This window comes from Lachnospiraceae bacterium KGMB03038, from assembly GCA_007361935.1.
In the GTDB taxonomy this organism is placed as follows: Bacteria; Bacillota; Clostridia; order Lachnospirales; family Lachnospiraceae; genus Massilistercora.
This window is the reverse complement of the sequence record CP041667.1, coordinates 1,407,740-1,429,869: the sequence shown is the minus strand read 5'-3', so window position 1 is coordinate 1,429,869 and position 22,130 is coordinate 1,407,740. Positions and strand designations below refer to the sequence as shown.

Sequence of the window (22,130 nt, the reverse complement as noted above, 5' to 3'; positions counted from 1 at the left end):
TATAATTTATTAAGACTTCTGCGAGGTTATTCTGCAAATTCTATTTATTCTGCCGCCGCCTTCTCTACTCCAAGATAAGGCAGTATTTCTTTCATGATATCCGCCGCCAGAGTAGTGGCCAGCTTGCTGTCTGACTGGACGGCGACGTTGGGTTCATCGATGACCACATAGATCATTACCTGCGGATCCTCCTGGGGCGCGTATCCAATAAAAGAAACCAGATAATTGCCTTGTCCTCTCGGATGTTTCTCCGCGGTTCCAGTCTTTCCTCCAATATCGTATCCTTCCACCGCCGCGGAAGAACCGGTTCCTTCTTCTACTACACTATACATATAATCTTTGATGATCTGGCTGGTCTCTTCCGAAACTGTCCGGCCGATCAAAACAGAATCTTTGTTCTCTGTCACGTTTCCATTTTCATCTTGGATCTGTTTGACCACATGGGGCTGATAATACTCTCCGCCGTTGATCAAAGAGCAGAACCCTGCCGCCATCTGCGTCATTGTCACGTCAAAGTTCTGTCCAAAAGCATTGGTGGCCAGGCTGGCTGAGTCCATGTTTTCCGCGGTATACAGAACGCCTTCCTGCTCTCCCGGAAGATCGATGCCTGTCTGTTTTCCAAACCCAAACTGTTCCTGATACCGGGTAAATTCCTCCACGCCCAGATCCGCCCCGATTTCCATCAAAGCCACATTACAGGAATTTTCTATGGCCTGCCTCAAAGTCTGAGTCCCATGGCCGCTCCGATTATTGCAATGGATATCGTAATCTCCTACATGGAGTTTTCCTCCGCAATAATAGGTCTCGTCTCCCGTCAGATTCCCAAGTTCCAATCCCGCCGCCACTGTGAACGGCTTGAAGGTGGATCCCGGCTCATACACTTCATTTACACAAAAGTTATTCCAAAGAGAAGTCAAAGCCTCCACCTTTTCTTCGTCTCCCATAGACTGAATTTCCTCTTTCGAATAATATCTTGTCAGATCTCTTGGGTTGTTAAGATCGTAATTCGGATAAGAAGCTTCTGCCAGGATCTCTCCGTTTTGCGGATTCATTACGATCACGCCGGTATTGGCGCTTCCCTCTCCGGTCCTGGCTTCATTTTTATGGGCTTCGTTGAAAGCCAGAACATGTTCTTCCACAACGCTTTGGATCTGCAGGTCTATGGTCGAAACGACTGTGCTTCCGTTTTCCGGTTCTTTTACTGTCCTCTCCAAAGAAGCGCTTTCGTCCTGGTAACCGTACTCCCGTCCGTCTGTTCCATTTAAAATAGAGTTATAGGACGCTTCAATCCCATTATTTCCCACATTGCCATCAGCGGTAAAACCGATCACATCGCAGGCGAGCGTTTCGTAAGGATAGGTTCTTATATAATCCTCTTCCAGCCAGATTCCTTTTATATTGGGATAGTTTTCATCGTCTTCGTCAATCTCCTCAAACTCCCGCGCCGTATTGTAGTCTATACTTTTTTTCAGCACCTCATATCTGCTGGAGGGCTTTTCTTCGATCAGGTTCCGGACCGTTTCTTCCTCAATTTCAAAACAGTCTTTGAGAACCTGGATCGTGGGGTCCACACTGTCCTCGTCCTCAAGCATCGCTTTCACATCCAGGATCACATTGTAGACCCGCTCGCTGGTCGCCAGTTTTGTGCCGTTACGGTCCACAATGTCTCCCCGCTTGAAGGGAATGACCCTGCTGTCATACTGCTGCTGGTCCAAGACCACTTTGGTGTATTCTTCTCCATTAGAAGCGTTAATATAAGTAACTCTTCCCACCAAAAGCGCAAAAGCCAGTACGACGATCCCAAAGATTCCTACCAGCTTTTTCTGCATTAGTTTATTCATTTTTCTCCGAAGAGGATTCCTTTTCTTTCTTGTCATGCTTTCACCTGTCAATTGTTATGATCTGACCGGGCCAGTACCCCGTCTTCCGGAATGCTTTCATACTGCTTTACATAGTCCGCGGATGGGCTCTCATATTCTACTACCTGCTCTGGTGATGCGTAGACCATCCCCAGATCTTCCTGGGCTGTTTTTTTTATCTCTTCTACGTCTACAGAGTCCATGACCGTGTTGTATCTGGTGTCATTTTCTTCCCGAAGCTGGGCCAGTTCCTCCTGCATTGCGGTCACATTTTTAGAGCTGTCCGTGATCCTGGCCTGAAGACGTACGTATCCCACGCAGACTACTAGTGTCAGCAGTGCTGCCGCCGTCAGAAATACTACATATCCCGCGTTCATTCGAAGGGCTTTTCTACGATTATTCCGTACCTGGCGGCTGACTTTTCTCTGCGGTGTTCTCTCCCGCCTTTCCGACTCCCGAACCGGTTTTGGCGCAGCATTTCCGTATACATAAGCCTGTCCCTGTGTCCGGACAGAGCTATATCTTCTCGCTGTTGTTCTTGCTGCCATGTACGTATCACCCCTTTATCCAGCTAACACCGTTCAAATATCCGAAGCTTGGCGCTCTTAGAACGGCTGTTTCTTTCCATTTCTTCTTTACTTGGCAGAATTGGTTTTCTGGTTACTATACTCCCCTTTGGGACGTTTCCGCATACACATACGGGAAAGTCACTGGGACAGGTGCAGGGATTCTCATTTTTCCGAAAAGCCGCTTTCACAATCCTGTCCTCTAACGAGTGGAACGTAATAATACAGATCCGCCCGCCTGGATTCAATAATTCGATCATATCATCCAGCGAATCCCTAAGTACATCCAACTCTCTGTTGAGTTCAATACGGATCGCCTGAAACGTCCGTTTGGCGGGATGTCCTGATTTCTTTTGAAATTTCATGGGAATGGACTGGCGTATGATCTCTACCAGCTGCCCTGTCGTCTCTACAGGCGCTTTCTCTCTCGCTTCAACAATATGTTTTGCGATATTTTTGGCGAACTTGTCCTCCCCGTAATCCCGAATCATATGATAGAGTTCTTGTTCGCCGTAGCCATTGACGATGTCCCTGGCCGTCATATTCTGACGAGTATCCATCCGCATATCCAGAGGCGCATCTTCGCGATAGGAGAATCCCCGCTCTGCCGTATCTAACTGATAAGAGGATACGCCCAGATCGAGCACGATCCCATCGACCTTGTCAATGCCAAGCTGTTGGAGCTGCGACTTCATATCACGATAGTTGCTCCGTACGATCGTGACTTTCTCCCCGAAGTCTTTCAGTCGGATGCCCGCAGCCTCGATGGCTGCCCCATCCTGGTCTATTCCTACAATACTCCCCTTAGGCCCTAACCTTTTGCAGATCTCATAGGCATGTCCTCCGCCCCCCAGCGTTCCATCCACATAGATCCCGTCAGGTTTGATATTCAGGCCGTTTACAGTTTCTTCAAGTAATACCGATGTGTGTTCGAACTCCATATCTTCTCCCTCTAGATACTGAATCCGCTCTCTTCCATATCGGATGCGATATCCTCAATGTTGAGTTCCACTTCAGCATTCTTTTCATCCCATCTTGCTTTGTCCCAGATCTCGGCACGCTTCCCCATACCGATAAAGACTACTTCCTTTTCTAATTTGGCATAGTCCCTGAGAACCGATGGGATCAAGGTTCTCCCTTGCTTATCAAGGTCCCCGTCCGCCGCGCTTCCCTGAAAGAAATACGCGAAAGCACGGGCTTTTTTGTCTGTGGTGGTGGGTAAGGCGTTCAGTTTCTCTTCAAAGGCGTTCCATTCGTTTTCCGGATATACGTACAAGCAGTGTTCCATTCCTTTTGTAATGACGAAATTCTCCCCAAGATCGTCACGAAACTTAGCGGGAATGATCAATCTGCCTTTCGGGTCAATATTATGACTGTACTCTCCTTTCAACATGAAACTCACCTTCTTTCGAAGCGGTCTGCCACTTAGTCTCCACTTCGTTCCACTTTTCACCACTTCCTACCACTTGACCTCATTGTAAACCATATTTTTGCTGATTTCAACCCCTTTTTTTAATTTGGGCCGGGGGATTTTTAAAAATCCCCCGGCCCAAATTAAAAAAGCCCTGTCCCAAATCAAAAAAAAGACAAGAACCGTTTCCGTTCTTGTCCTTTTGGATTTTTCTTCAGTTTTTCCCGGCTATTCTGCGGTTTCCGCTTCTGCGGCTTCTGCTTCTTCCGCCTGCACGGTAGCCAGTCGGTCCTGCAGTTCATTTACTGCCGTATAGTCGATCTGTACTTCTTCTGTGGCCTTGCTGCTCTCATAGGTCCCATATGCGGAATAGCCGATCCAGCCTATCAGAAGAATTCCTACCACTCCAACAACGCACTTGCGAATCACGTTTGCGGCTTTCTCTTTGCGCATGATCTGCTTACGGTTGGCCTTTTCTTTTTTATATTTGTCTACTTTTTCCTGACTCATAACAACTGTGTTCCTCCTATCCGCTCCAATAGGGATATTCTACCACAATCTTTCTGATTATACAACCACGATCACACCGCCGTCGGATGCGTACATACTGCTGATCCCTGCCGTGTCAAGAATAATGACATCCTTAAATGAAGCCCGCTCTTTTAACATATCCGCCACATCTTCCGCCCGCTTTGGACAGTTGCAGTGAGAAATCGCCAGAATCTTTTCTGTAGGATTTTTCAGATTTTTGATAATCTCATCCACCATCTTACTCAAGGCCTTTTTGATCCCTCTGGCCTGTCCAAGCTGACAGATGGTTCCATTAGGCGTCGCCCCCATTACCGGTTTAATATTCAGCGCGGAGGCCACGATTGCTTTCAATCCAGTCAGTCTCCCGTTTTTACGGAGCGTCTCCAGGGTCTCCAGCACAAAATACGTATCTTGTTCTTGAATATATGCTTCCACCGCATCAATGGTCTCCTGGAAGCTCATCCCCTTTTCTTCACATTCCGCCGCCTTCTTGGCGATCAAAGTCTCGCCTACCGAAGCGGAGCGGGAATTGAATATATAGATGTCCTTTTCCCCATATTCCTCATGATACAGCTTTTTTCCCAGCTGAGCGCTGTTGTATGATCCGCTCAGTTCCGCGGAAAGCGTTACCGCGTAAACATGTTCTTCTTCGCAGTGAAACGCTTCCATGTATCTTTCCGGAGAAGGGCAGGAGGATTTGGGACATTCCGGCGACTCAGATACCAGCTGCAAAAATCTCGCCTGATCAAAGGTCTCGTCATCAATAATATGATGTCCATTGACATCAATCTCCAGAGACGCCGTCTCAAAATGTCCAGATTCCTTCATTTCTTTCGTCAATTCTCCACAGCTGTCCACAACAATCTTATAACTCATAGTCATCCTCCCTGCATACAGGCCGCCGTCTTTTGCCCGTCATTCATTTCTATTACACATAGTATTAAATACCACGTATAATATCATAACATAGAACCTGTGGAAAGAAAAGGAAATTATTCACTAAATTTGATCGTTCTTGACACTCCCAGAACAATTCCCATCTCCGCCATCAAAAACAGCACCGACGTTCCCCCATAACTGATGAAAGGAAGCGTGACTCCAGTATTCGGAAGAATATTTGTCACTACCGCCACATTCAGGAAAACCTGAAGCGCAATATGGGCAAAAATCCCCGTCACGATCAGGGAGCCATAGAGATCCGGCGCGTTCTGGGCGATCACCAAGATCCGATACAGCAGCATACCAAAAAGCACCAGCAGCACGATCACTCCAAAGACTCCCAATTCCTCACAGATCACCGTAAGAATCATATCATTCTGCACCTCCGGGATCACCATTTTCTGAGCGCTGTTCCCCAGCCCCTTGCCGAAGAACCCGCCAGACCCGATTGCGTAAAGTCCCTGAAGAGTCTGGTAGCCGCCGGTTTCCGCGTATTCTTCCAGGTTGAGCCACACAGCAAGCCTCCGGAACCGGAAATTACTGCTGGAAGCAAGCTGATTCCCCAGTGTCAGCACCAGTATCACAAAACTAGCAATGCCGGCGGCAAACAAAATAACAAACGGCTTCGTCCTTGGATGGGCAACGAAAATAATAGCGCAGCTGATTCCAAGCACAATAAGCGCCGTACTTAAGTTCTCTGTCAAAAACAGCACTCCGGCGGCCGCCACAGCTCCCCAAGCCAGAGCTTTCGCGGCTCCCACCATAGTTTTAAATTCTTTCCCCATCTTACAGATCACCACCGGGATAAACAGGATCACCGCGATCTTCGTAAGCTCAGAAGGCTGGAACTGCTGCCCCAGCGGAAGCTGGATCCACCGTCTGGCGCCATTAACTTCCTTGCCAAGAGGCGTCTGTACCAAAGCCATCGCGGCCAAAGAAATAATGTAGAAAGCTTTCGCCCTGCGGATATACCAATGATAATTGATCTTGGACACTACATAAATAATGACAAATCCCAAGATACAGAATATGATCTGCCGCTTAAAATAGTACATGCTGTCATTATATTCGATCATTGCGCTGTAAGCGCTGGTGCTGTATAACATCACCAGTCCGAAACAAACAAGAAAGACCAGTACCGCCATCAGACTATAATCATAATATCTGACCGGGACTGGTCCTTTATTCTCTTTTTTCTTTCTGCGCGTCCCTGCCATAATATCTACACTCCAATCGTTTTCATTATACTCAGTTACGCGCAGAAAAACAACCGTTAAATTCGCTCATGGAACGTCCTTGAGATCACTTCCCTTTGCTGTTCTTTCGAAAGCTTCACAAAATTCACCGCATATCCGGACACCCGGATCGTAAGATTAGGATATCGCTCCGGATGTTCGTAAGCATCAAGAAGGGTACTGCGGTTCAGTACATTTACGTTCAGGTGATGGGCCATCTGCTGGAAATATCCATCCAGCACCGCCGTCAGGTTGCGCAGCCGTTCCTCCTCTGTCTTTCCCATCGCCTCCGGCACAATGGAAAAGGTGTTCGAGATGCCGTCCCTGCACCAGTCATAGGAAAGCTTCGCCACGGAATTCAAAGATGCCAGCGCCCCGCTCTTATCCCGTCCATGCATGGGATTCGCTCCTGGAGCAAACGGCTCTCCCGCTTTTCTTCCATCCGGAGTAGATCCTGTTTTCTTGCCGTACACTACATTTGAAGTAATGGTCAGGATCGACAGCGTAGGTTCCGCGTTCCGGTATAATTTCTGCTTTTTCAATTCTTCGCAGAACAGCCTTACCTGTTCTTTTGCCAGTTCATCCACCCGGTCATCGTCGTTTCCAAAGGCCGGATACTCTCCTTCCACCTGGTAGTCGGTAATAAGCCCTGTCTCCGGGTCTCTCACACAGCGGACCTTTGCGTAACGGATCGCGGAAAGCGAATCCGCCAGCACGCTCATGCCAGCTACGCCAAAAGCCATATAGCGGTGGACCTCTGTATCATGGAGGGCCATCTGAGTCTTCTCATAGGCGTATTTGTCATGCATATAATGGATCACATTCATGGTGTTGGCGTACATCTTCGCCAGCCAGGGCCGGTAGATATCAAGCAGTTCCATTACCTTATCATATTCCAGGTACTCTCCTTGGTAAGGCTCATGCTCCGGTCCCACCTGTATATTCTGCTTCTCGTCTTTTCCGCCGTTTAAGGCCATCAAAAGCATCTTAGCCAGGTTTGCCCTGGCGCCAAAGAACTGCATCTCCTTGCCGATCCGCATGGCGGAGACACAGCAGGCAATTCCGTAATCATCCCCGTATCTTGGCCGCATCAGATCGTCATTTTCGTACTGGATGGCATCGGTATCACAGGAAACCTTGGCGCAGTACCGTTTGAAATTCTCCGGCAGCTTCTCCGACCACAGGATGGTCAGATTCGGCTCCGCGGAAGGCTTCAGATTGTACAGTGTATGCAGCATCCGGTAGGTATTCTTTGTTACCAGGCATCTTCCGTCTTCTCCCATGCCTCCCAGAGATTCCGTGATCCACATAGGATCTCCGGCAAACAGCTCGTTGTACTCCGGCGTCCGCAGATGCCTTGCCATACGAAGCTTCATCACAAAATCATCGATGATCTCCTGCGCTTCTTCTTCCGTCAGGATCCCACGCTTTAGATCTCTCTCAAAATAAATATCCAGAAATGTAGCTGTTCTTCCCAAACTCATGGCCGCCCCGTTCTGCTCCTTGATCGCCCCAAGGTAAGCGAAATAAAGCCACTGGACCGCTTCTTTGGCATTTCCGGCCGGGCCGCTGATGTCATAGCCGTACATCGCCGCCATCTCTTTCAGTTTTCCCAGGAAATTGATCTGCTGGTACAACTCTTCCAGCTGCCGGATATGATCTACATCCATATCTTCCATACCGATCCGGTCTTTGTCTTTCTGCTTCTCCTGGATCAGAAAATCAATCCCGTAGAGAGCCGCCCTCCGGTAATCTCCAATGATCCTGCCTCTTCCATAGGCGTCTGGCAGACCGGTGATCAGTCCGCAGTGCCGGGCCGCTTTGGTAGCCTTGTTGTACACTCGGAATACCCCATCGTTGTGAGTAGTCCGGTACTGGAATTCATCTTCCACCTTCTGGGACAGTTCATATCCATAGGCCCGGCAGGCTTCCCGCGTCATCCTAAGACCTCCAAAAGGATTTACTCCCCTCTTCAAAGGACGGTCTGTCTGCAGTCCCACAATGATCTCCTGGTCTTTATCCAGGTATCCAGGCTTATAGTTCAAAAGAGAGGTGACTGTCTGGGTATCGATATCCAGCACCCCGCCAAATTCCCGCTCCAGAGCCATCAGGTTCTCCAGCTTGCGCAGCAGTTTTTCTGTCCGCTGTGTAGGCGGCGCGAGAAAACTTTCATCCCCCTCGTAAGGCCGGTAATTTTTCTGGATAAAGTCCCTTACGTCAATATGCTCCCGCCAGCTTCCACCTTTAAATCCTTCCCACTGTGTAAACATCTGTTTCCTCCTGTTTTCTGTATATGGCATCAAAAAAGGGCAGCACCCATTTTCGATGCTGCCCAGACGGTCGGCTGATCACGGTACTCTATTCCCCTGTGGTAATCCACATTATCCGTCAGTAATAGAGCCCTTCTAAGTTTACAGAGAAAGTATACCATTCCCCAGAACCATTCGTCAATCTTTTTCTTTACGCTTTTCCGTCGCTTCCCAGAACGTTGACGATCTTGTGAGCTACGACTTCTTTGACATATGCCCGTCCAACCTTCAGATATTCACGCGGATCAAATACTTCCGGTTTCTGATGCAGGACTTCTCTGACGCCTGCCGTCATGGCAAGACGCAGGTCAGAATCAATGTTGATCTTACATACAGCGGATTTTGCCGCCTGTCTCAGCATATCCTCCGGAATTCCAATAGCGTCGGCCAGATTTCCGCCGTTTGCCTGAATGATCTTCACATACTCCTGAGATACAGAGGAAGCTCCGTGAAGTACGATCGGGAAGTTTGGAAGACGTTTCTCGATCTCCTCCAGGATATCAAACCGAAGCTGCGGCTTCTGGCCTGGTTTGAATTTAAACGCCCCGTGGCTCGTACCGATGGCGATGGCAAGAGAATCTACTCCTGTGCGGCTTACAAATTCTTCTACTTCTTCCGGACGTGTATAGGAAGCGTCTTCCGCGTTTACGTTTACATCGTCTTCGATTCCCGCAAGCTTTCCAAGTTCTCCTTCTACCACTACGCCTTTCTCATGAGCGTATTCCACAACCTTCTTAGTCAGAGCGATATTCTCCTCAAAAGAATATTTAGATCCATCGATCATAACAGAGGTAAATCCGCCGTCGATGCAGGATTTACAGATCTCAAAATCAGCGCCGTGATCCAGGTGCAGGGCGATCGGAATATCATTTTCCAAGAGAGCCGCCTCCACAAGCTTGGTCAGATAGGCGTGCTTCGCATACTTTCTTGCCCCCGCGGAAACCTGCAGGATCAATGGAGAATTCAGTTCTCCGGCCGCTTCTGTGATTCCCTGGACAATCTCCATATTGTTCACGTTGAACGCGCCGATCGCGTATCCTCCCTCATATGCCTTTTTAAACATTTCTTTTGTTGTTACCAATGGCATCTCTTAATCCCTTCTTTCTATAAAATATAATTTTTACCACTGTAATAGATTGTACCAAATGGAAAGACTTCCGTCAAATTAATCTCCGCCATTTCAGCTAATCTGTCCTTTTTATTTCTTATCCCTCTTCCTGGTCTCCCGCCGCCTCCAGCAGAAGCTCCAGCTCACACTTAAAAGTATCCTGGCTTTCCAGAAGCTTCCCGTCTCTGAGATAGTCGAAGAATGTATGGTAACCGTTGGGAGACAGAAAATGGAACAGATACCTCTCTTTTTCGCCCTCTGCTTCCAGCCGGCGGTTCAGTTCCTTAAAATGCTCCCGCGCGTACCGGTTTTTCGCCCGGTTCTCCTCGCTTGCATCTCCATCCTCTTTGATCTCCACCACCACGAAATACTGGTATCCGTCTTTGCGGACCTTGAGGAAAAAGTCCGGGTTAAACGTGGTGTGGTAATATTTCCGGGTCTTGGACCTGCCGGAGCCATACCGGCAGCTATAGCTGATCTCATAGAATCCCTTGTCTCCCGACTTGATCCAGGCTTCCAGCGCCTCCGCGTTTTCCCGCCTGCAGAGCAGGTCCGCAAACTTGCGCTCCGGCTTTGAGGCTGTGATGACTGTGGTCACAGGCGTCTTAAACCAGCCATAATTGATCTGATCGCGGTATGCGGATCTTGGGAAACTCTCGTCTTCAAAAAGCGCTTCCGTGATCCTTCTTTGGTCTTCATCCTGGATCTCCGCTTCCCAATTGTTGGTAAAGTAAACCGTGTGGTCTTGGCGCAGAAGGCTGACGCTCACCGACTGCCGGGAGAGATTCCTGGTGGATATCTCATAGGTATCCCCTGCCTTTTCCACTGCCACCACAGACTTCGTTTTCTTCCTGAGAAGAGGAGCGAAAGCCGTCAGGATCTTATGGACATTTTTCTCCACGATCTCTTCTCCCTGATTGCCCCGCTTCTCCATGGAAAGCCGGATCATATCCTCAATCTGCCTCCGCGGAGGAAGCTGATTCTTAGTATATTCCTCTTCTCCCAGCTTCAGCGTCCTTCCTTCCCACTCTCGCTGTTCAAATTCATCGAAGATCTTGTCCACCACCTCGTCAATGGTGTAGGTCACATTACGGATCTCGTACTCCCGCTTCTGGCTGCCCTGACCAAGGACCGATTCATAGACCGTCTCCTGCTCTTCCTGTATGGACTGGGATTCCAGCACGATCCCTTCTCGCATCATCCGGGAGAAATCCACCGTCCCTGTCTGGGATTTCTTCTCTTCCTCTCTCTGGGTCGTGGTATAGTCAATATTGCGCAGGGTAAAATGATATTTGGACCGTTCCCCTTCTTCCATAGGCTTGCTGTAGATCCTAGCTTCGATCTCCAGCACTTCCTCCACCAGATCTTTGATCTTACTGCTCCATGCGCTGTGGTTAAACACCGTGACCTTGGGCTGGGGAAGGGTATATTCCGCCGGGACCCTTAACCCCCGCCCCAGCACCTGGGCGATCAAAAGCCGGGAATTAAACGCCCGTTCCTTCCAGGGTACGATCTGAAATACATTCTTCACATCCCACCCTTCCGTCAGCATGGATACGGAAACAATCCACTGGGTCTCGTCTTCCCGGTCGTCCACATACCTTAGCTTTGCCACATTTGCTTTATGTTCTCTGGAAGAAGTAACGATCAGCACTTTCTTTTCTGCCTCTTCCCGCTCTTTTCCTTCCCATTCCATCAGGAAATGGATCAATTCTTCATATAAATTTTTGGCGCTTCTGATATCTCTTGTCACCAAAATGCTCAAAGGTTTTACCTTCGGGTAATCCCGGATATTCTTCTGATGGTTCTGATAAATCTTCTGAAGCCGCTCCCGGTCGTCCCCGCTGTCGTCCTCCCGCACATAGTCTACGTTCTTGACCACCTTGTCTTCGATGGCCTGCCGGAGGGAATAGCGGAAGATCACATCCGGGAAATACTCATTCTCAAGATAAGCCGTCCCGGTAAAGCCCAGCATATACCGGAATCCATACTTCTCATCCAGCAGAAATTCCTTCCATTTCTTCATATTCCGATCCTCTGAGGTGTTCCCGGAAGGCCGATTGAAAATATGATGAGCCTCGTCGTTTAGAACCAGCGTGTTTCCGCCCGTCTCCCTGAAACTGTCTTCGATGGAAGACCCTGTGTTTTGATAGACCGCGTGGATATTTTCCACACACAGATCCCCCTTCTTTACCGTCTCGTTGGCGGTCACGATAGAGGGATTGCGGATCTTTGCTTCCTCCGGGATCAGCTCCTTCAGCCCTGGATCAGAGCTTAACGCCTCAAATTTCTCCATCAGCCCCGCCTCGATCGTCAGAGAAGGCACCAGCACCAGCACCCGCTCCACCAGGCCAATCCCAAGCGCGATCTGGGCGATGCCATAGATCACATAGGATTTGCCGGTTCCCGTGGCAAGGTCCAGATCCGCGTATAATTTATCCCGCATCTGCAGAATCTCCAGAAATTCCTCTCTGGAGCCATATTTTTCTTCCAGCCTGGGATTTCTCCCGTAATTTTTCAAAGCCAGCTCTTCCAGATTCTGATCGTTTCCTGAAGCCAGGTAGACCACTGCCCGCCGGATCGCTTCTTTCTGATAAGTCCTGTTCCCGCACAGCCGGTCTACAAATGGCTGCCAGGCTTCGTAATCCAGTTTTGCTCCGTCATAAGCCATACTTACTTCCAGCACAAGCTCTGACTGCCGGAACCGCTTCTTTTCTTCCATCCTGCCTGCTACGCTCCTTTTTTGTTTCTGCTCCTTACAGCACATACCTTCCCTTTGTATCGTTTCCGAAGATATCTGTGTAGATCACCATGATCTCTTTCGCTTCCCTTGGTTTCTCCAGCTCGATCCTGACAGTCCCATCCTCTGTCTTAAGATCGTCCGCAAAGAAAGCGTCTGAAAGGATAAATTCTTTCCCATTATAATCCGCATCAATAAAAATTCCCGCCAGGAAATCAAATCCAGACATCTTTTTCTCTTCCGCCGTCTTCTCTGACCGGGGCTCTTTCGAGCGGAAGTCTGTGACTGTAAGCAGGATCTTTCCATTCTCTGTTTCCACAGTACTCTCCACTTCCGGACGCCGCTGGAAGGAAAACCCTACCACGTCCTCCATCTCGTTGACCTTGCTTTTGGACCTTGGCTGTCGGAACCTGTGGAACTCCTCCCGGTGCAGTTCCCGGATCACACTGTAGGGAATATCCAGGAAATAATAACGGACCCCGCCTATGTCCTCATAATTCGTCATAAAATCAAACCGGTTTTTGGGCGCTACGATATAAACCCGTCCGCCGGCCATCCGCCGGCCCACATGGCGGCTCACACTCTCCAGAAAGACTTCGTCCACATCTGCGTCCTGGAATCTCTGGTAATCGAAAATGATTACCGGGCAGCCGTCTTTACGGCCGTCAAACACATATCCTCCGATCTTGTATTCTTCCAGATCAATGTCAAACAGACCGGAGACAAATTTCTTATATTTCTCAAATTCCTGATCCAAAGCCGCCTTCAGGTCATAGGTCCCCAATGTGCAGGTCATGAACGGCCGGGCATCTTTCTTGTATTTTGGGGGATTCTTGGCCTTGCTGAGAAGATTCCTGCCCTCCGCGATTTTTAAGAGCCGCTTCTGGCAGACATAGTAAGACAGTTTCCCCACATCGCATAAGATCCAGCGGCGGGAAAGTTTCTCCGCCACCACCGCGGTGGTTCCGGAACCCGCAAAGAAATCCATCACCAGATCTCCTTCTTTGGTGGAAGCCTGGATGATCCGCTTCAATAATTCTTCCGGCTTCTGGGTAGGGTACCCTGCCAGCTCGCCGCGGTACCGGTCGCAGGACCAGATATCCACCCACCAGTCCTCTACCTTTTTCCCCTGCTTTTCCATCTCTTCTTTCTTTCCTTCCCCCTCAGCGGAAGCCCCAAACAGCTGCCCGCTATTATGCACCCCGCTTTTGTGGCTGATCCTGGGAGGAAAGAATTCATTATTGGCGGTCCTGCTGTAAAACAAGATGGTATCATGCTTCCTTGGAAAATAATTCCCCGCCTGGGAAGGACCGGTATAACACCAGGCGATCTCATTGCGGAAATGATTCTTTCCAAAAATTTCATCCATAAGCACCTTGATATAGTGGCTCATCTTCTGATCCAGATGGACATAGATGCTGCCGTCCGGGGACAGGATCTCCCGCGCCAGCAGCAGACGCCTTCTTAAGAATTCTACAAACTGGGCCCCTTTTTTCTTATCGTTGTAGGCTTTGGCCCCTTCTTTGTTCTGAAATTCATCGGTGGTAGCAAAGGGAGGATCAATATAGATCAATTTCACCTTTCCTTTTACTTTCCCGCGGATCAATGGATCTTCGTCTTTATATATGGTTTTCAAAAAATGCAGATTATCCCCGGAAACGATCAGGTTTCTCCATTCCTCTTCCCAAGCGCCGCCAAACATCTGCTCTGCCTGGAGCGGGACCGGAAAAGAACCGTCGTCGTTGGCAAACAGATCTTCTCTTCGCATCTTGCCTGCATAGGCCAGCTCATATTCTTCGTGTTTCACCGGAAATAATTTATAGCGGAAATCTTCCGGGATCTGTTCTCCTTTTTCGATCAATTCGATCAGATAATCCTTCTCTGCCTTACTCAACATCTTTTCTTTCGCCCTCCATATTGTTTCAGTATATTACAAAATCTTTTGAAATACAATCGCAAAATCCCGGTCAGTTCGGCACAATTTCCGTCAGTTTCCATACTATAGTAGTGCAAATATTTTTAAAAGGAGAATAGATATGCCAAATTGCCGCTATCATTCGCAGGATTATATAAGGCGGGGCGGATGCGGGCGAAACCAGTCCGCCTCCTCTTCCGTTTATCCCAACCGCAATCACAGAGCGGAAAATGCGGGCTGCTCCCCAAGAGACCCGATCGCCGGGATGCCCCTTGCCATGGCTTATGTTCCCTGGCAGGAGTGGGGCAGTCTCTGCGATGCGAGGCAGGGATTTTGCCGCGGTACCATATTTGAAGATTTAAACAAACCATTTCAGGGGATGGGAGGCTGCCGCAGATGAATGAAGCAAGAAGAAGCAGGAAAGAAATGTTAGACTGGATCAATGTAGTCAGCTTTGCCGTTGACGATGCCAGGCTCTTTTTGGACTCTCACCCGGACTGCCGGGAGGCCCTGGATTATTTCCAGGACATGAAGGATCAGCGGGTCCAGGCTTTGAAAGAATTCGCGAAATGTTACGGTCCTCTGACCATAGACACCGCAGATACCACATGTATGCCCGAGGCCCAATGGATGTGGATCAACGAGCCGTGGCCATGGCAGGAAGGGGGATGTTGATTTATGTGGAATTATGAGAAACGGCTGCAGTATCCTGTAAAAATCTCCCAGACCAATCCCAAGATCGCCCAGGTGATCATCAGCCAGTTTGGCGGGCCGGATGGAGAACTGGCTGCCTCTATGCGCTATCTGTCCCAGCGGTATACTATGCCTTATAAAGAAGTGACCGGGCTTCTGACAGATATCGGGACCGAAGAGCTGGCCCACATGGAGATGATCTGCGCTATCGTCTATCAGCTCACCAAAGATTTAACCCCGGAAGAAATCGAGAAATACGGCTTTGAAAAATATTATGTGGACCATACCCTGGCCCTGTGGCCCCAAGCCGCCTCCGGCACGCCCTGGACCGCCACTTATTTCCAGTCCAAGGGAGATCCCATCACCGACCTGCATGAGGATATGGCCGCGGAGCAAAAAGCCCGCACAACTTACGACAATATCCTCCGGCTGGTCAAAGATCCGGAGATCTGCGATCCTATCCGCTTCTTAAGGGAACGGGAGATCGTCCATTACCAGCGTTTTGGAGAAGGTCTCCGGATCGTCCAGGATAAGCTGGACAGCAGGAACTTCTACGCCTTTAATCCGGCGTTTGATAACAAAAACTGCCGGTAACCCAAGGAAAGCAGGAGACAGACAGCGACATGTCCGTCTCCTGCTTTTTTATTTTCTCGTTTTACCGGATCAACAGATATACGATCACGGCAGCCACAACAACGATGGCGATCCCAAGGATGATCACCGGCGCCTTTGATAGTTTCTCCTCCTCATAGTAATCATCGTAATAATCATCTTCAATCTCCTGCCTGCGCCTGGTCTTCTTAGGCTGCGGCTGAGATTTCTTCTTTTTCCCCCGGCCATCGTCAATGGAAAGCATATCATCATATGCTTTTCTCATTTCGTCCTCTCTCTTCTGGCGGACGTGCTTGGGCGGGATGTTGGAATACTTCTGCTCACCGCGCCTCTCATTCTCCTGGGCGCCGGATGGTGCTTTAAACTTTTTCTTGCAGTGATAGCACAACAGATAGTTGGGATCCTTTTTCCCTGGTCTTAACTGCTGACCGCATATCGGACACTTCATTGGTATCTTATGCCTCCTCCTCAACGTAATTTATATGTCGATTATACTACACACAGATAAAAATGGCAAAATTTCTACGAAAAAAGTGGGTATTTCTCTGTCAGTGTTTTCACCAGCCCTCTGACTTTCTCCACATTATCCTCACTCTGGATGACCAGGGCGATCCCTTCCGCGATCACATCCATGTCTTCCTCTTTCATGCCTCTCGTAGTCACCGCCGGTGTTCCAAGACGCACTCCGCTGGTGACAAATGGGGAACGCTTTTCATTTGGAATCGTGTTTTTATTGCAGGTAATGTGGGCTTCGTCCAAACGTTTCTCCAAATCCTTCCCTGTTACTTCTCTTCTGCTTAAGTCAACCAGCATCAGATGGTTATCTGTGCCGCCGGACACAAGGTCTACCCCTCTTTTTAACAGCCCTTCGCACAGCGCCTGGGCATTCTTCAGAATCTGCTTCTGGTATTCTTTAAACTCTGGCTGAAGCGCTTCTTTGAAACAGACGGCCTTCCCCGCGATCACATGCTCCAAAGGTCCCCCCTGGATTCCCGGGAATACCGCCTTGTCAAACTTGAATTTCAGAGCCGCCTCTTTATTTGCCAGGATCATTCCTCCCCTTGGCCCTCTCAGCGTTTTATGAGTAGTTGTAGTCACCACATCGGCATAAGGAATCGGGCTTGGATGAAGCCCCGCCGCTACCAGCCCCGCAATATGAGCCATGTCCACCATCAGATAAGCGCCTGCCTCATCCGCGATCTTGCGGAACTTCTCAAAATCAATGATTCTTGCGTAGGCGCTGGCTCCCGCGATGATCATTTTAGGCTTCTCCCGCAGAGCCGTCTCTCTGATCTGGTCATAATCCAGAAATCCTCTGTCATCCACTCCATAAAAAGAAGTCTGGAAATATTTCCCGGAAATGTTGACCGGAGATCCGTGGGTCAGATGCCCTCCCTGATCCAGGTTCATCCCCAGGATCTTGTCGCCCGGTTCCAGCATCGCGAAAAAAGCGGCCAGATTAGCCTGCGCGCCGGAATGAGGCTGTACATTGGCATAATCGCAGCCAAATAATTGTTTCGCTCTTTCTCTTGCCAGATCTTCTGTCACATCCACACACTGACATCCGCCATAATACCGCTTTCCCGGATATCCTTCCGCGTATTTATTAGTAAGGATGCTTCCCATCGCCGCCATCACCGCTTTGCTCACCCAGTTTTCCGAGGCGATCAGTTCAATATGAGAATTCTGCCTCTCAAATTCTGCCTGCACCGCATCCGCCACTTCCGGGTCTGTTTCCCTGATCATATCCAGATCATACATATTAGCTCCACCTCCTGTTATCCTGCGCAAAGAGAAAGGACAGCACGCCTGCTGGCCGCCGTCCTTTCTTTCTGCTCACACACAGCATTTTCGTGTAATTGTATTATAACACTACTGCGCGCTTGTTCCAAGTGTAACTTCCACTGTCTGCTCTTCATAGCTTCCGCCGTCTGCCGGAACCTGGACTGTCACTTCTACCGTAGTCCCCGCGGCATAATACTGGAGCTGTTCCTGCAGAGTCTCCATACTGTCAATGGTGGTCCCATTCAGCCCGGTGATCACAGACCCCTGCGTAAGGCCCGCCTTCTGCGCGCCGCCTCCATCGCTCACACCCGCGATATAAACGCCTTCCGGCATATTATACATCTGGGCGCTGTCCGCGGTTACGTCCACGCCTTCAATTCCAAGATAACCTCTCTCGTCTTCCGCCACCTTCTCTTTCGTTTCCTGGTTCATCAGGTTGGTGATGACATCGCTGACCTCAGAAATCGGGATGGCGTATCCCATACCTTCTACTTCCGTGCTGGCCGCTTTTGCCGTATTGATTCCGATCACTTCACCGTTGGCGTTCAGAAGGGCGCCGCCGCTGTTGCCGGGATTGATAGCCGCATCTGTCTGAAGAAGGCCGATATCAAACCCTTCCAGCTCTCTGCCCGTTGCTGAAATAATCCCTGTCGTCACAGATTGTCCGTACCCAAGCGCGTTTCCAATGGCAATCGCCTGCTCGCCTACCTGGATCTTGCTGGAATCTCCCAGTTGAGCCACCGCGATCGATTCCATGGTAGAATCTTTGATGTTGTCCAGATTGACCGCGATCACAGCAAGGTCTTTCGCCGAGTCGGTTCCTTTGATGTTTGCCTCCACGCTTTCTCCATCCGCGAATGTTACCGTCAGCGTATCGCTCCCCTCTACCACATGGTTATTGGTCACCATCAGAAGCTCTGTATCCGTCTGCGAGATAATGATTCCAGAACCTGCGCTGGTACTTTCCTGTTCCTGCACTCCGCCAAAGAAATTCTGCACCTGCTGTACGCTCATATTCGTAATAGAAACGACCGAGGGCATTGCGTTCTGCGCGATCTCTGCCACATTGGAATCCGTCGTGCCGCCGGAGCTTGTGGTCAGCTGAGCGCTTTCCACGGTTTTTCCACCGGAAGATCTTCCGGACGTTCCAAGGATCTTGCCCGCCACGATATTGCTGGTCTGGAAGGCGGCGCTTGCTACCACGCCAAAGATCAATGCCAGGCAGACTACTTTCAGCCACCTGGGAGCACCTTTCTTCTTTTTCTCCGGTTTCTTCTCTGGTTCGCTATAATTCTGGGAATTCCCCTGATTCTGTGTATAATACGTATATTGGTTATCCATAAACTCTATCTCCCTTCATGATCTGTCCTGCTTTGGACAGTTATCCTTTTCCGTTTACATAGAGTAGTTTAACTTTCAATTGTGTTCAAATTGTGATGAAACCATGACAAAACAATTAAATCAGATTTTAAAACTCAAAAAACAACCTGGATCAAAAACATATAGAGCACGGTTCCCACACCAATACTCAAAAGATTATTCCTCTTCCATACATGCAGGATCGCCGTGACCGCTACCGCGGAGGCTTCCGGAATCCCGTAAGGCGCCGCGAGCACCGGCGTTTCTCTCAGACAATAGACCACCAAAAGCCCGATGACCGCGGGAGTCAGCACTTTTCCCAGATATTGGATCACCGGCGGCACTTCTTTCCCCTTGGGGAAGATCAAAAAAGGGACTACTCTGGTGCCAAAAGTGGTAAGCGCCACAACCAGAATGATCAAAAGAGACATTCCCACACTTACTGGCATGCTTCATCCACCTGCCTTTCCATTCTGGTCTTTCCAACAAAAAGAACCAGCACGATCAGAAGCATGGAAGGGAGCACAAACCCGTCCGCTCCAAAGATCTGTAAACATACAAAAGCCGCCGCCACTCCGATCATCTCCGGAAGACGGTTCTTTTTCTCAAACCACTGTTCCACAAAGATCACCACAAACAACGCCGTCATGGCAAAATCAATTCCTTCCGAGTTGACCGGAAGCATAGCCCCCGCTAAGCCTCCAATGGCAGACCCAATGACCCAGTAGGACTGATTCATGAGCGAGATCGCAAATAAAAATTTATCCTCTTCCACTCCCTCCGGTACTTTTGTAGTACACAAAAGAGAATAGGTCTCGTCCGTCAATCCAAAGATCATGTACCAGCGTTTCCCACCCATACTGTGAAATTTCTCAAGCAGGGAGATCCCGTAGAAAATATGGCGTACATTGACCATCAGCGTAAGGAAAAACACCTGCAGAAGCGACACGCCTGGCGCGAAAAAATTCACCGCCAGATACTGCCCCGATCCGGCGTAGACCAAAACACTCATCAAAACCGCCCAAAGAAAAGAATATCCCTTTTCCGCGAACATCACGCCGAATGCGATCCCAATAAATAAGTATCCGGTCAGAACCGGTATGGTATAGGGGAACGCTTTTTTAAACGCCTGTTTATAACCCATCTGTCTCTTCTCTTCCCTTCCTCTCCATATCTCAACAGCATCCAAAAACCGCGAAAAGGATCAGACCCTTTGCAGGACCTGATCCTCTTTCATTTCTCATTCATTTCCGGCGGAACCTTCATAAGCATTCTGCAGATCCATCAGCGCTTCCCTGAGCAGGGCATCGGACCGCAGCGCCTTCTGATACTCTTCCTCCATCTGAGCAAACAGATCTCTTACATCTTCATGCTCAGCCACCGTCTGTATATAATCTTTGGTATCCTCGTCCAGATTCTCCGTCAAGACCTGGTAATCTCCACTGTCCATTTTCTTCTCTACATACAGTGTTTCCAGTCCCGGTACCTTTGTATAAATATCTTTGATCTTCATTCCATATCTGACAAACGCCACATATGTATCTTTGTACGCTCCGTATTTTGTATAGACCTGGATATCTTCATAAGCCTCCACAAAATCTTCTTTTGCTTTTTCTTCCTGGTAGTAGTTCTTTACAGCAGTACGGATCTTGGAATCTTCCTCTTCCTGGCGCAATGGATTCAGCGCCATACTCTCCCGCCCGGAAATCTTGATCTTGACCGCTTCGATACTGCCTGTCCTGCGTATCTTCTGCTCTTTCTCTTCGGTAAGACAAAAACCTGCCACCCCAACCGCCAGCGCAAGAATCACAAGAGCCGTTGTTACACGGCTTCTTTGAATACTTGTCCGGCGTTTACGGCAGCCCTTCTGTCTTCCTTTCATAAAGACTACCTCCGCGTACTATGCACTTTTTTAAAGGTACACACCCGGGCGGATTCGAACCGCCGCTCCCGCCTCCGGAGGGCGGTGCTCTATCCCCTGAGCTACGGGTGCGTATGGCGGCTTTCTAAAACCGCCTTAGTTATACTACCACAAATTTTACATAAAGTAAAGAAAATCCTGGAGAGAATTTTTTATAGTCTTTATATTGTTTCCCAGCAAACCTCATTTTTCTCTCTGTCATAATAATACGCGTGATCCCCAAGGACTTCTTCCGGGTCTACCACCGCCTCATTGATCTCCACGATCAACTGGTTCAGTTCTTCCGCCTCTGGCGCGCAGGACTCCGGCAGGATCAGCATCTCATGTACGCTGCTTGGCAGAAGATAATAATTTTCTTCCAGCATCCGGCCCACCGCTTCAAGCTCTCCCTTGTAAAGCACAACGGCCGCCCCGTAATTCTTCATCCGGTTCGTCAGCACGCACATGTTCAGTTCGTCCTCTATTTGGGGAACCGCCGTCAATTCCTCGATCACCGCGCCCATGGTCTGAAAATCCACAGGAAGCAGCCGGCAGGTATTTTCACTGGCCCTCCGGTATATTTCTTCCCGGTCAATGCCCCATTCTTTTAAGTGTTCTTCCTGGATCAACATGGTTGCGATCCCATGCTGGCTGATCTCCAGGATAACCGCAAACACAACGGCAAGATCCAGGTAAGGCACATAGGGAACCCTTGTCAATAATTCCTGGTTTCTTTCCCTGCTGATCAGGCGATAGACGATTTTCTCTCTGACCTCCTCATAGGTCTTTAATTTCTCACTCTTCCAGGGTGTTTGAAAGCGCAGTTCGCTATAAAGATTCATAATATCAGCCGCAATGCTTTCCAGAGAGCTTCCCCGCTGAAACTGCTGGTAATACTCTTCCAGATAGATCGTCGGCGCGATATTGATCCCCTTCTCCTCAATGGTCAGCCCTTTTCTCCATACCCCGTTATTTTTCTGCGCTGTATGGATATGGACCGCGTGGCTTTCTTTTACCTGTGACTTTACTTTCTTTTCTACCGCCCGTACAAACTGATAATAAGTCATAGATCTCCTTTCTTAATAGGCGGCGCGTCTTTTGCTTTCTTAGGAATATTGCAGGAATTCTGCCTGAGATATTTTGAAATCAAAACAAGAATATTATGGTA

21 protein-coding genes and 1 tRNA gene are annotated in these 22,130 nt (G+C 49.1%); 3 read left to right on the top strand and 19 right to left on the bottom strand.

The features are described from left to right. Positions 1 to 44: 44 nt before the first annotated feature. From FND36_06795 to FND36_06745, 11 genes are all read right to left on the bottom strand, one after another. The gene (locus tag FND36_06795) at positions 45 to 1,877 is read right to left on the bottom strand and encodes a penicillin-binding protein 2 (GenBank protein ID QDW73769.1); all 1,833 of its coding nucleotides are present in this window, start codon (positions 1,875 to 1,877) and stop codon (positions 45 to 47) included. A gap of 11 nt (positions 1,878 to 1,888) precedes the next feature. Beyond that, the gene (locus FND36_06790) at positions 1,889 to 2,407 is read right to left on the bottom strand and encodes a hypothetical protein (GenBank protein QDW73768.1); all 519 of its coding nucleotides are present in this window, start codon (positions 2,405 to 2,407) and stop codon (positions 1,889 to 1,891) included. A 23-nt stretch (positions 2,408 to 2,430) separates the two neighbouring features. Continuing rightward, on the bottom strand, positions 2,431 to 3,366 hold the full coding sequence (rsmH, locus tag FND36_06785; protein ID QDW73767.1) for a 16S rRNA (cytosine(1402)-N(4))-methyltransferase RsmH: 936 nt from the start codon (positions 3,364 to 3,366) through the stop codon (positions 2,431 to 2,433). 11 nt (positions 3,367 to 3,377) lie between these two features. Next, positions 3,378 to 3,818 (bottom strand): division/cell wall cluster transcriptional repressor MraZ, encoded by a 441-nt coding sequence (mraZ, locus tag FND36_06780; GenBank protein QDW73766.1) that lies wholly within the window; start codon positions 3,816 to 3,818, stop codon positions 3,378 to 3,380. 246 nt (positions 3,819 to 4,064) lie between these two features. Beyond that, a complete protein-coding gene (locus FND36_06775; protein QDW73765.1) occupies positions 4,065 to 4,346 on the bottom strand; it encodes a hypothetical protein in 282 nt (93 codons plus the stop codon). Positions 4,347 to 4,403: 57 nt separating this feature from the next. Next, complete coding sequence (locus tag FND36_06770; protein QDW73764.1) at positions 4,404 to 5,243, bottom strand: DegV family protein; 840 nt, start codon at positions 5,241 to 5,243, stop codon at positions 4,404 to 4,406. A 116-nt stretch (positions 5,244 to 5,359) separates the two neighbouring features. After that, positions 5,360 to 6,523: a cell division protein FtsW gene (locus tag FND36_06765; protein QDW73763.1), complete on the bottom strand. Its 1,164-nt coding sequence runs from the start codon at positions 6,521 to 6,523 to the stop codon at positions 5,360 to 5,362. Positions 6,524 to 6,579: 56 nt separating this feature from the next. Further along, complete coding sequence (gene pflB, locus FND36_06760; protein QDW73762.1) at positions 6,580 to 8,811, bottom strand: formate C-acetyltransferase; 2,232 nt, start codon at positions 8,809 to 8,811, stop codon at positions 6,580 to 6,582. Between the two features lie 190 nt (positions 8,812 to 9,001). Next, positions 9,002 to 9,937, bottom strand: coding sequence for a class II fructose-1,6-bisphosphate aldolase (fba, locus tag FND36_06755; protein ID QDW73761.1), 936 nt, complete (start codon positions 9,935 to 9,937; stop codon positions 9,002 to 9,004). A gap of 118 nt (positions 9,938 to 10,055) precedes the next feature. After that, positions 10,056 to 12,680, bottom strand: coding sequence for a restriction endonuclease subunit R (locus FND36_06750; GenBank protein QDW73760.1), 2,625 nt, complete (start codon positions 12,678 to 12,680; stop codon positions 10,056 to 10,058). A gap of 34 nt (positions 12,681 to 12,714) precedes the next feature. After that, the gene (locus FND36_06745) at positions 12,715 to 14,595 is read right to left on the bottom strand and encodes a site-specific DNA-methyltransferase (protein ID QDW73759.1); all 1,881 of its coding nucleotides are present in this window, start codon (positions 14,593 to 14,595) and stop codon (positions 12,715 to 12,717) included. 139 nt (positions 14,596 to 14,734) lie between these two features. Between FND36_06745 and FND36_06740 the strand changes: the two genes are divergently transcribed. From FND36_06740 to FND36_06730, 3 genes are read left to right on the top strand one after another with little or no spacing between them, the layout of a single operon-like run. Beyond that, positions 14,735 to 15,013 (top strand): spore coat associated protein CotJA, encoded by a 279-nt coding sequence (locus tag FND36_06740; protein ID QDW73758.1) that lies wholly within the window; start codon positions 14,735 to 14,737, stop codon positions 15,011 to 15,013. Beyond that, on the top strand, positions 15,010 to 15,288 hold the full coding sequence (locus FND36_06735; GenBank protein QDW73757.1) for a spore coat protein CotJB: 279 nt from the start codon (positions 15,010 to 15,012) through the stop codon (positions 15,286 to 15,288). Before FND36_06740 ends, FND36_06735 begins: the two co-directional genes overlap by 4 nt. Positions 15,289 to 15,291: 3 nt before the next feature. Next, the gene (locus FND36_06730) at positions 15,292 to 15,900 is read left to right on the top strand and encodes a manganese catalase family protein (GenBank protein ID QDW73756.1); all 609 of its coding nucleotides are present in this window, start codon (positions 15,292 to 15,294) and stop codon (positions 15,898 to 15,900) included. Between the two features lie 61 nt (positions 15,901 to 15,961). Here the strand turns inward: FND36_06730 and FND36_06725 are convergent, their stop codons facing one another. From FND36_06725 to FND36_06690, 8 genes are all read right to left on the bottom strand, one after another. Beyond that, positions 15,962 to 16,366, bottom strand: coding sequence for a hypothetical protein (locus FND36_06725; protein ID QDW73755.1), 405 nt, complete (start codon positions 16,364 to 16,366; stop codon positions 15,962 to 15,964). Between the two features lie 74 nt (positions 16,367 to 16,440). Continuing rightward, a complete protein-coding gene (locus tag FND36_06720) occupies positions 16,441 to 17,679 on the bottom strand; it encodes a serine hydroxymethyltransferase (protein QDW73754.1) in 1,239 nt (412 codons plus the stop codon). Between the two features lie 111 nt (positions 17,680 to 17,790). Further along, positions 17,791 to 19,044: a PDZ domain-containing protein gene (locus tag FND36_06715; protein QDW73753.1), complete on the bottom strand. Its 1,254-nt coding sequence runs from the start codon at positions 19,042 to 19,044 to the stop codon at positions 17,791 to 17,793. A gap of 134 nt (positions 19,045 to 19,178) precedes the next feature. After that, positions 19,179 to 19,511 (bottom strand): branched-chain amino acid transporter AzlD, encoded by a 333-nt coding sequence (locus FND36_06710; GenBank protein ID QDW73752.1) that lies wholly within the window; start codon positions 19,509 to 19,511, stop codon positions 19,179 to 19,181. Continuing rightward, complete coding sequence (locus tag FND36_06705; GenBank protein ID QDW73751.1) at positions 19,502 to 20,206, bottom strand: branched-chain amino acid ABC transporter permease; 705 nt, start codon at positions 20,204 to 20,206, stop codon at positions 19,502 to 19,504. The genes FND36_06710 and FND36_06705 overlap by 10 nt, the downstream gene beginning before the upstream one ends. 96 nt (positions 20,207 to 20,302) lie before the next feature. Beyond that, positions 20,303 to 20,944 (bottom strand): hypothetical protein, encoded by a 642-nt coding sequence (locus FND36_06700; GenBank protein QDW73750.1) that lies wholly within the window; start codon positions 20,942 to 20,944, stop codon positions 20,303 to 20,305. Positions 20,945 to 20,983: 39 nt separating this feature from the next. Beyond that, positions 20,984 to 21,055: transfer RNA gene (locus FND36_06695), tRNA-Arg, on the bottom strand. Positions 21,056 to 21,144: 89 nt separating this feature from the next. After that, positions 21,145 to 22,029: a hypothetical protein gene (locus FND36_06690; protein ID QDW73749.1), complete on the bottom strand. Its 885-nt coding sequence runs from the start codon at positions 22,027 to 22,029 to the stop codon at positions 21,145 to 21,147. Positions 22,030 to 22,130 lie beyond the last annotated feature (101 nt).

Coding starts and splice junctions, on each gene's coding strand:
- FND36_06795 (QDW73769.1), bottom strand. CDS start 1,877: ATGACAAGAAAGAAAAGGAATCCTCTTCGGAGAAAAATGAATAAACTA.
- FND36_06790 (QDW73768.1), bottom strand. CDS start 2,407: ATGGCAGCAAGAACAACAGCGAGAAGATATAGCTCTGTCCGGACACAG.
- rsmH (QDW73767.1), bottom strand. CDS start 3,366: ATGGAGTTCGAACACACATCGGTATTACTTGAAGAAACTGTAAACGGC.
- mraZ (QDW73766.1), bottom strand. CDS start 3,818: ATGTTGAAAGGAGAGTACAGTCATAATATTGACCCGAAAGGCAGATTG.
- FND36_06775 (QDW73765.1), bottom strand. CDS start 4,346: ATGAGTCAGGAAAAAGTAGACAAATATAAAAAAGAAAAGGCCAACCGT.
- FND36_06770 (QDW73764.1), bottom strand. CDS start 5,243: ATGAGTTATAAGATTGTTGTGGACAGCTGTGGAGAATTGACGAAAGAA.
- FND36_06765 (QDW73763.1), bottom strand. CDS start 6,523: ATGGCAGGGACGCGCAGAAAGAAAAAAGAGAATAAAGGACCAGTCCCG.
- pflB (QDW73762.1), bottom strand. CDS start 8,811: ATGTTTACACAGTGGGAAGGATTTAAAGGTGGAAGCTGGCGGGAGCAT.
- fba (QDW73761.1), bottom strand. CDS start 9,937: ATGCCATTGGTAACAACAAAAGAAATGTTTAAAAAGGCATATGAGGGA.
- FND36_06750 (QDW73760.1), bottom strand. CDS start 12,680: ATGGAAGAAAAGAAGCGGTTCCGGCAGTCAGAGCTTGTGCTGGAAGTA.
- FND36_06745 (QDW73759.1), bottom strand. CDS start 14,595: ATGTTGAGTAAGGCAGAGAAGGATTATCTGATCGAATTGATCGAAAAA.
- FND36_06740 (QDW73758.1), top strand. CDS start 14,735: ATGCCAAATTGCCGCTATCATTCGCAGGATTATATAAGGCGGGGCGGA.
- FND36_06735 (QDW73757.1), top strand. CDS start 15,010: ATGAATGAAGCAAGAAGAAGCAGGAAAGAAATGTTAGACTGGATCAAT.
- FND36_06730 (QDW73756.1), top strand. CDS start 15,292: ATGTGGAATTATGAGAAACGGCTGCAGTATCCTGTAAAAATCTCCCAG.
- FND36_06725 (QDW73755.1), bottom strand. CDS start 16,366: ATGAAGTGTCCGATATGCGGTCAGCAGTTAAGACCAGGGAAAAAGGAT.
- FND36_06720 (QDW73754.1), bottom strand. CDS start 17,679: ATGTATGATCTGGATATGATCAGGGAAACAGACCCGGAAGTGGCGGAT.
- FND36_06715 (QDW73753.1), bottom strand. CDS start 19,044: ATGGATAACCAATATACGTATTATACACAGAATCAGGGGAATTCCCAG.
- FND36_06710 (QDW73752.1), bottom strand. CDS start 19,511: ATGCCAGTAAGTGTGGGAATGTCTCTTTTGATCATTCTGGTTGTGGCG.
- FND36_06705 (QDW73751.1), bottom strand. CDS start 20,206: ATGGGTTATAAACAGGCGTTTAAAAAAGCGTTCCCCTATACCATACCG.
- FND36_06700 (QDW73750.1), bottom strand. CDS start 20,944: ATGAAAGGAAGACAGAAGGGCTGCCGTAAACGCCGGACAAGTATTCAA.
- FND36_06690 (QDW73749.1), bottom strand. CDS start 22,029: ATGACTTATTATCAGTTTGTACGGGCGGTAGAAAAGAAAGTAAAGTCA.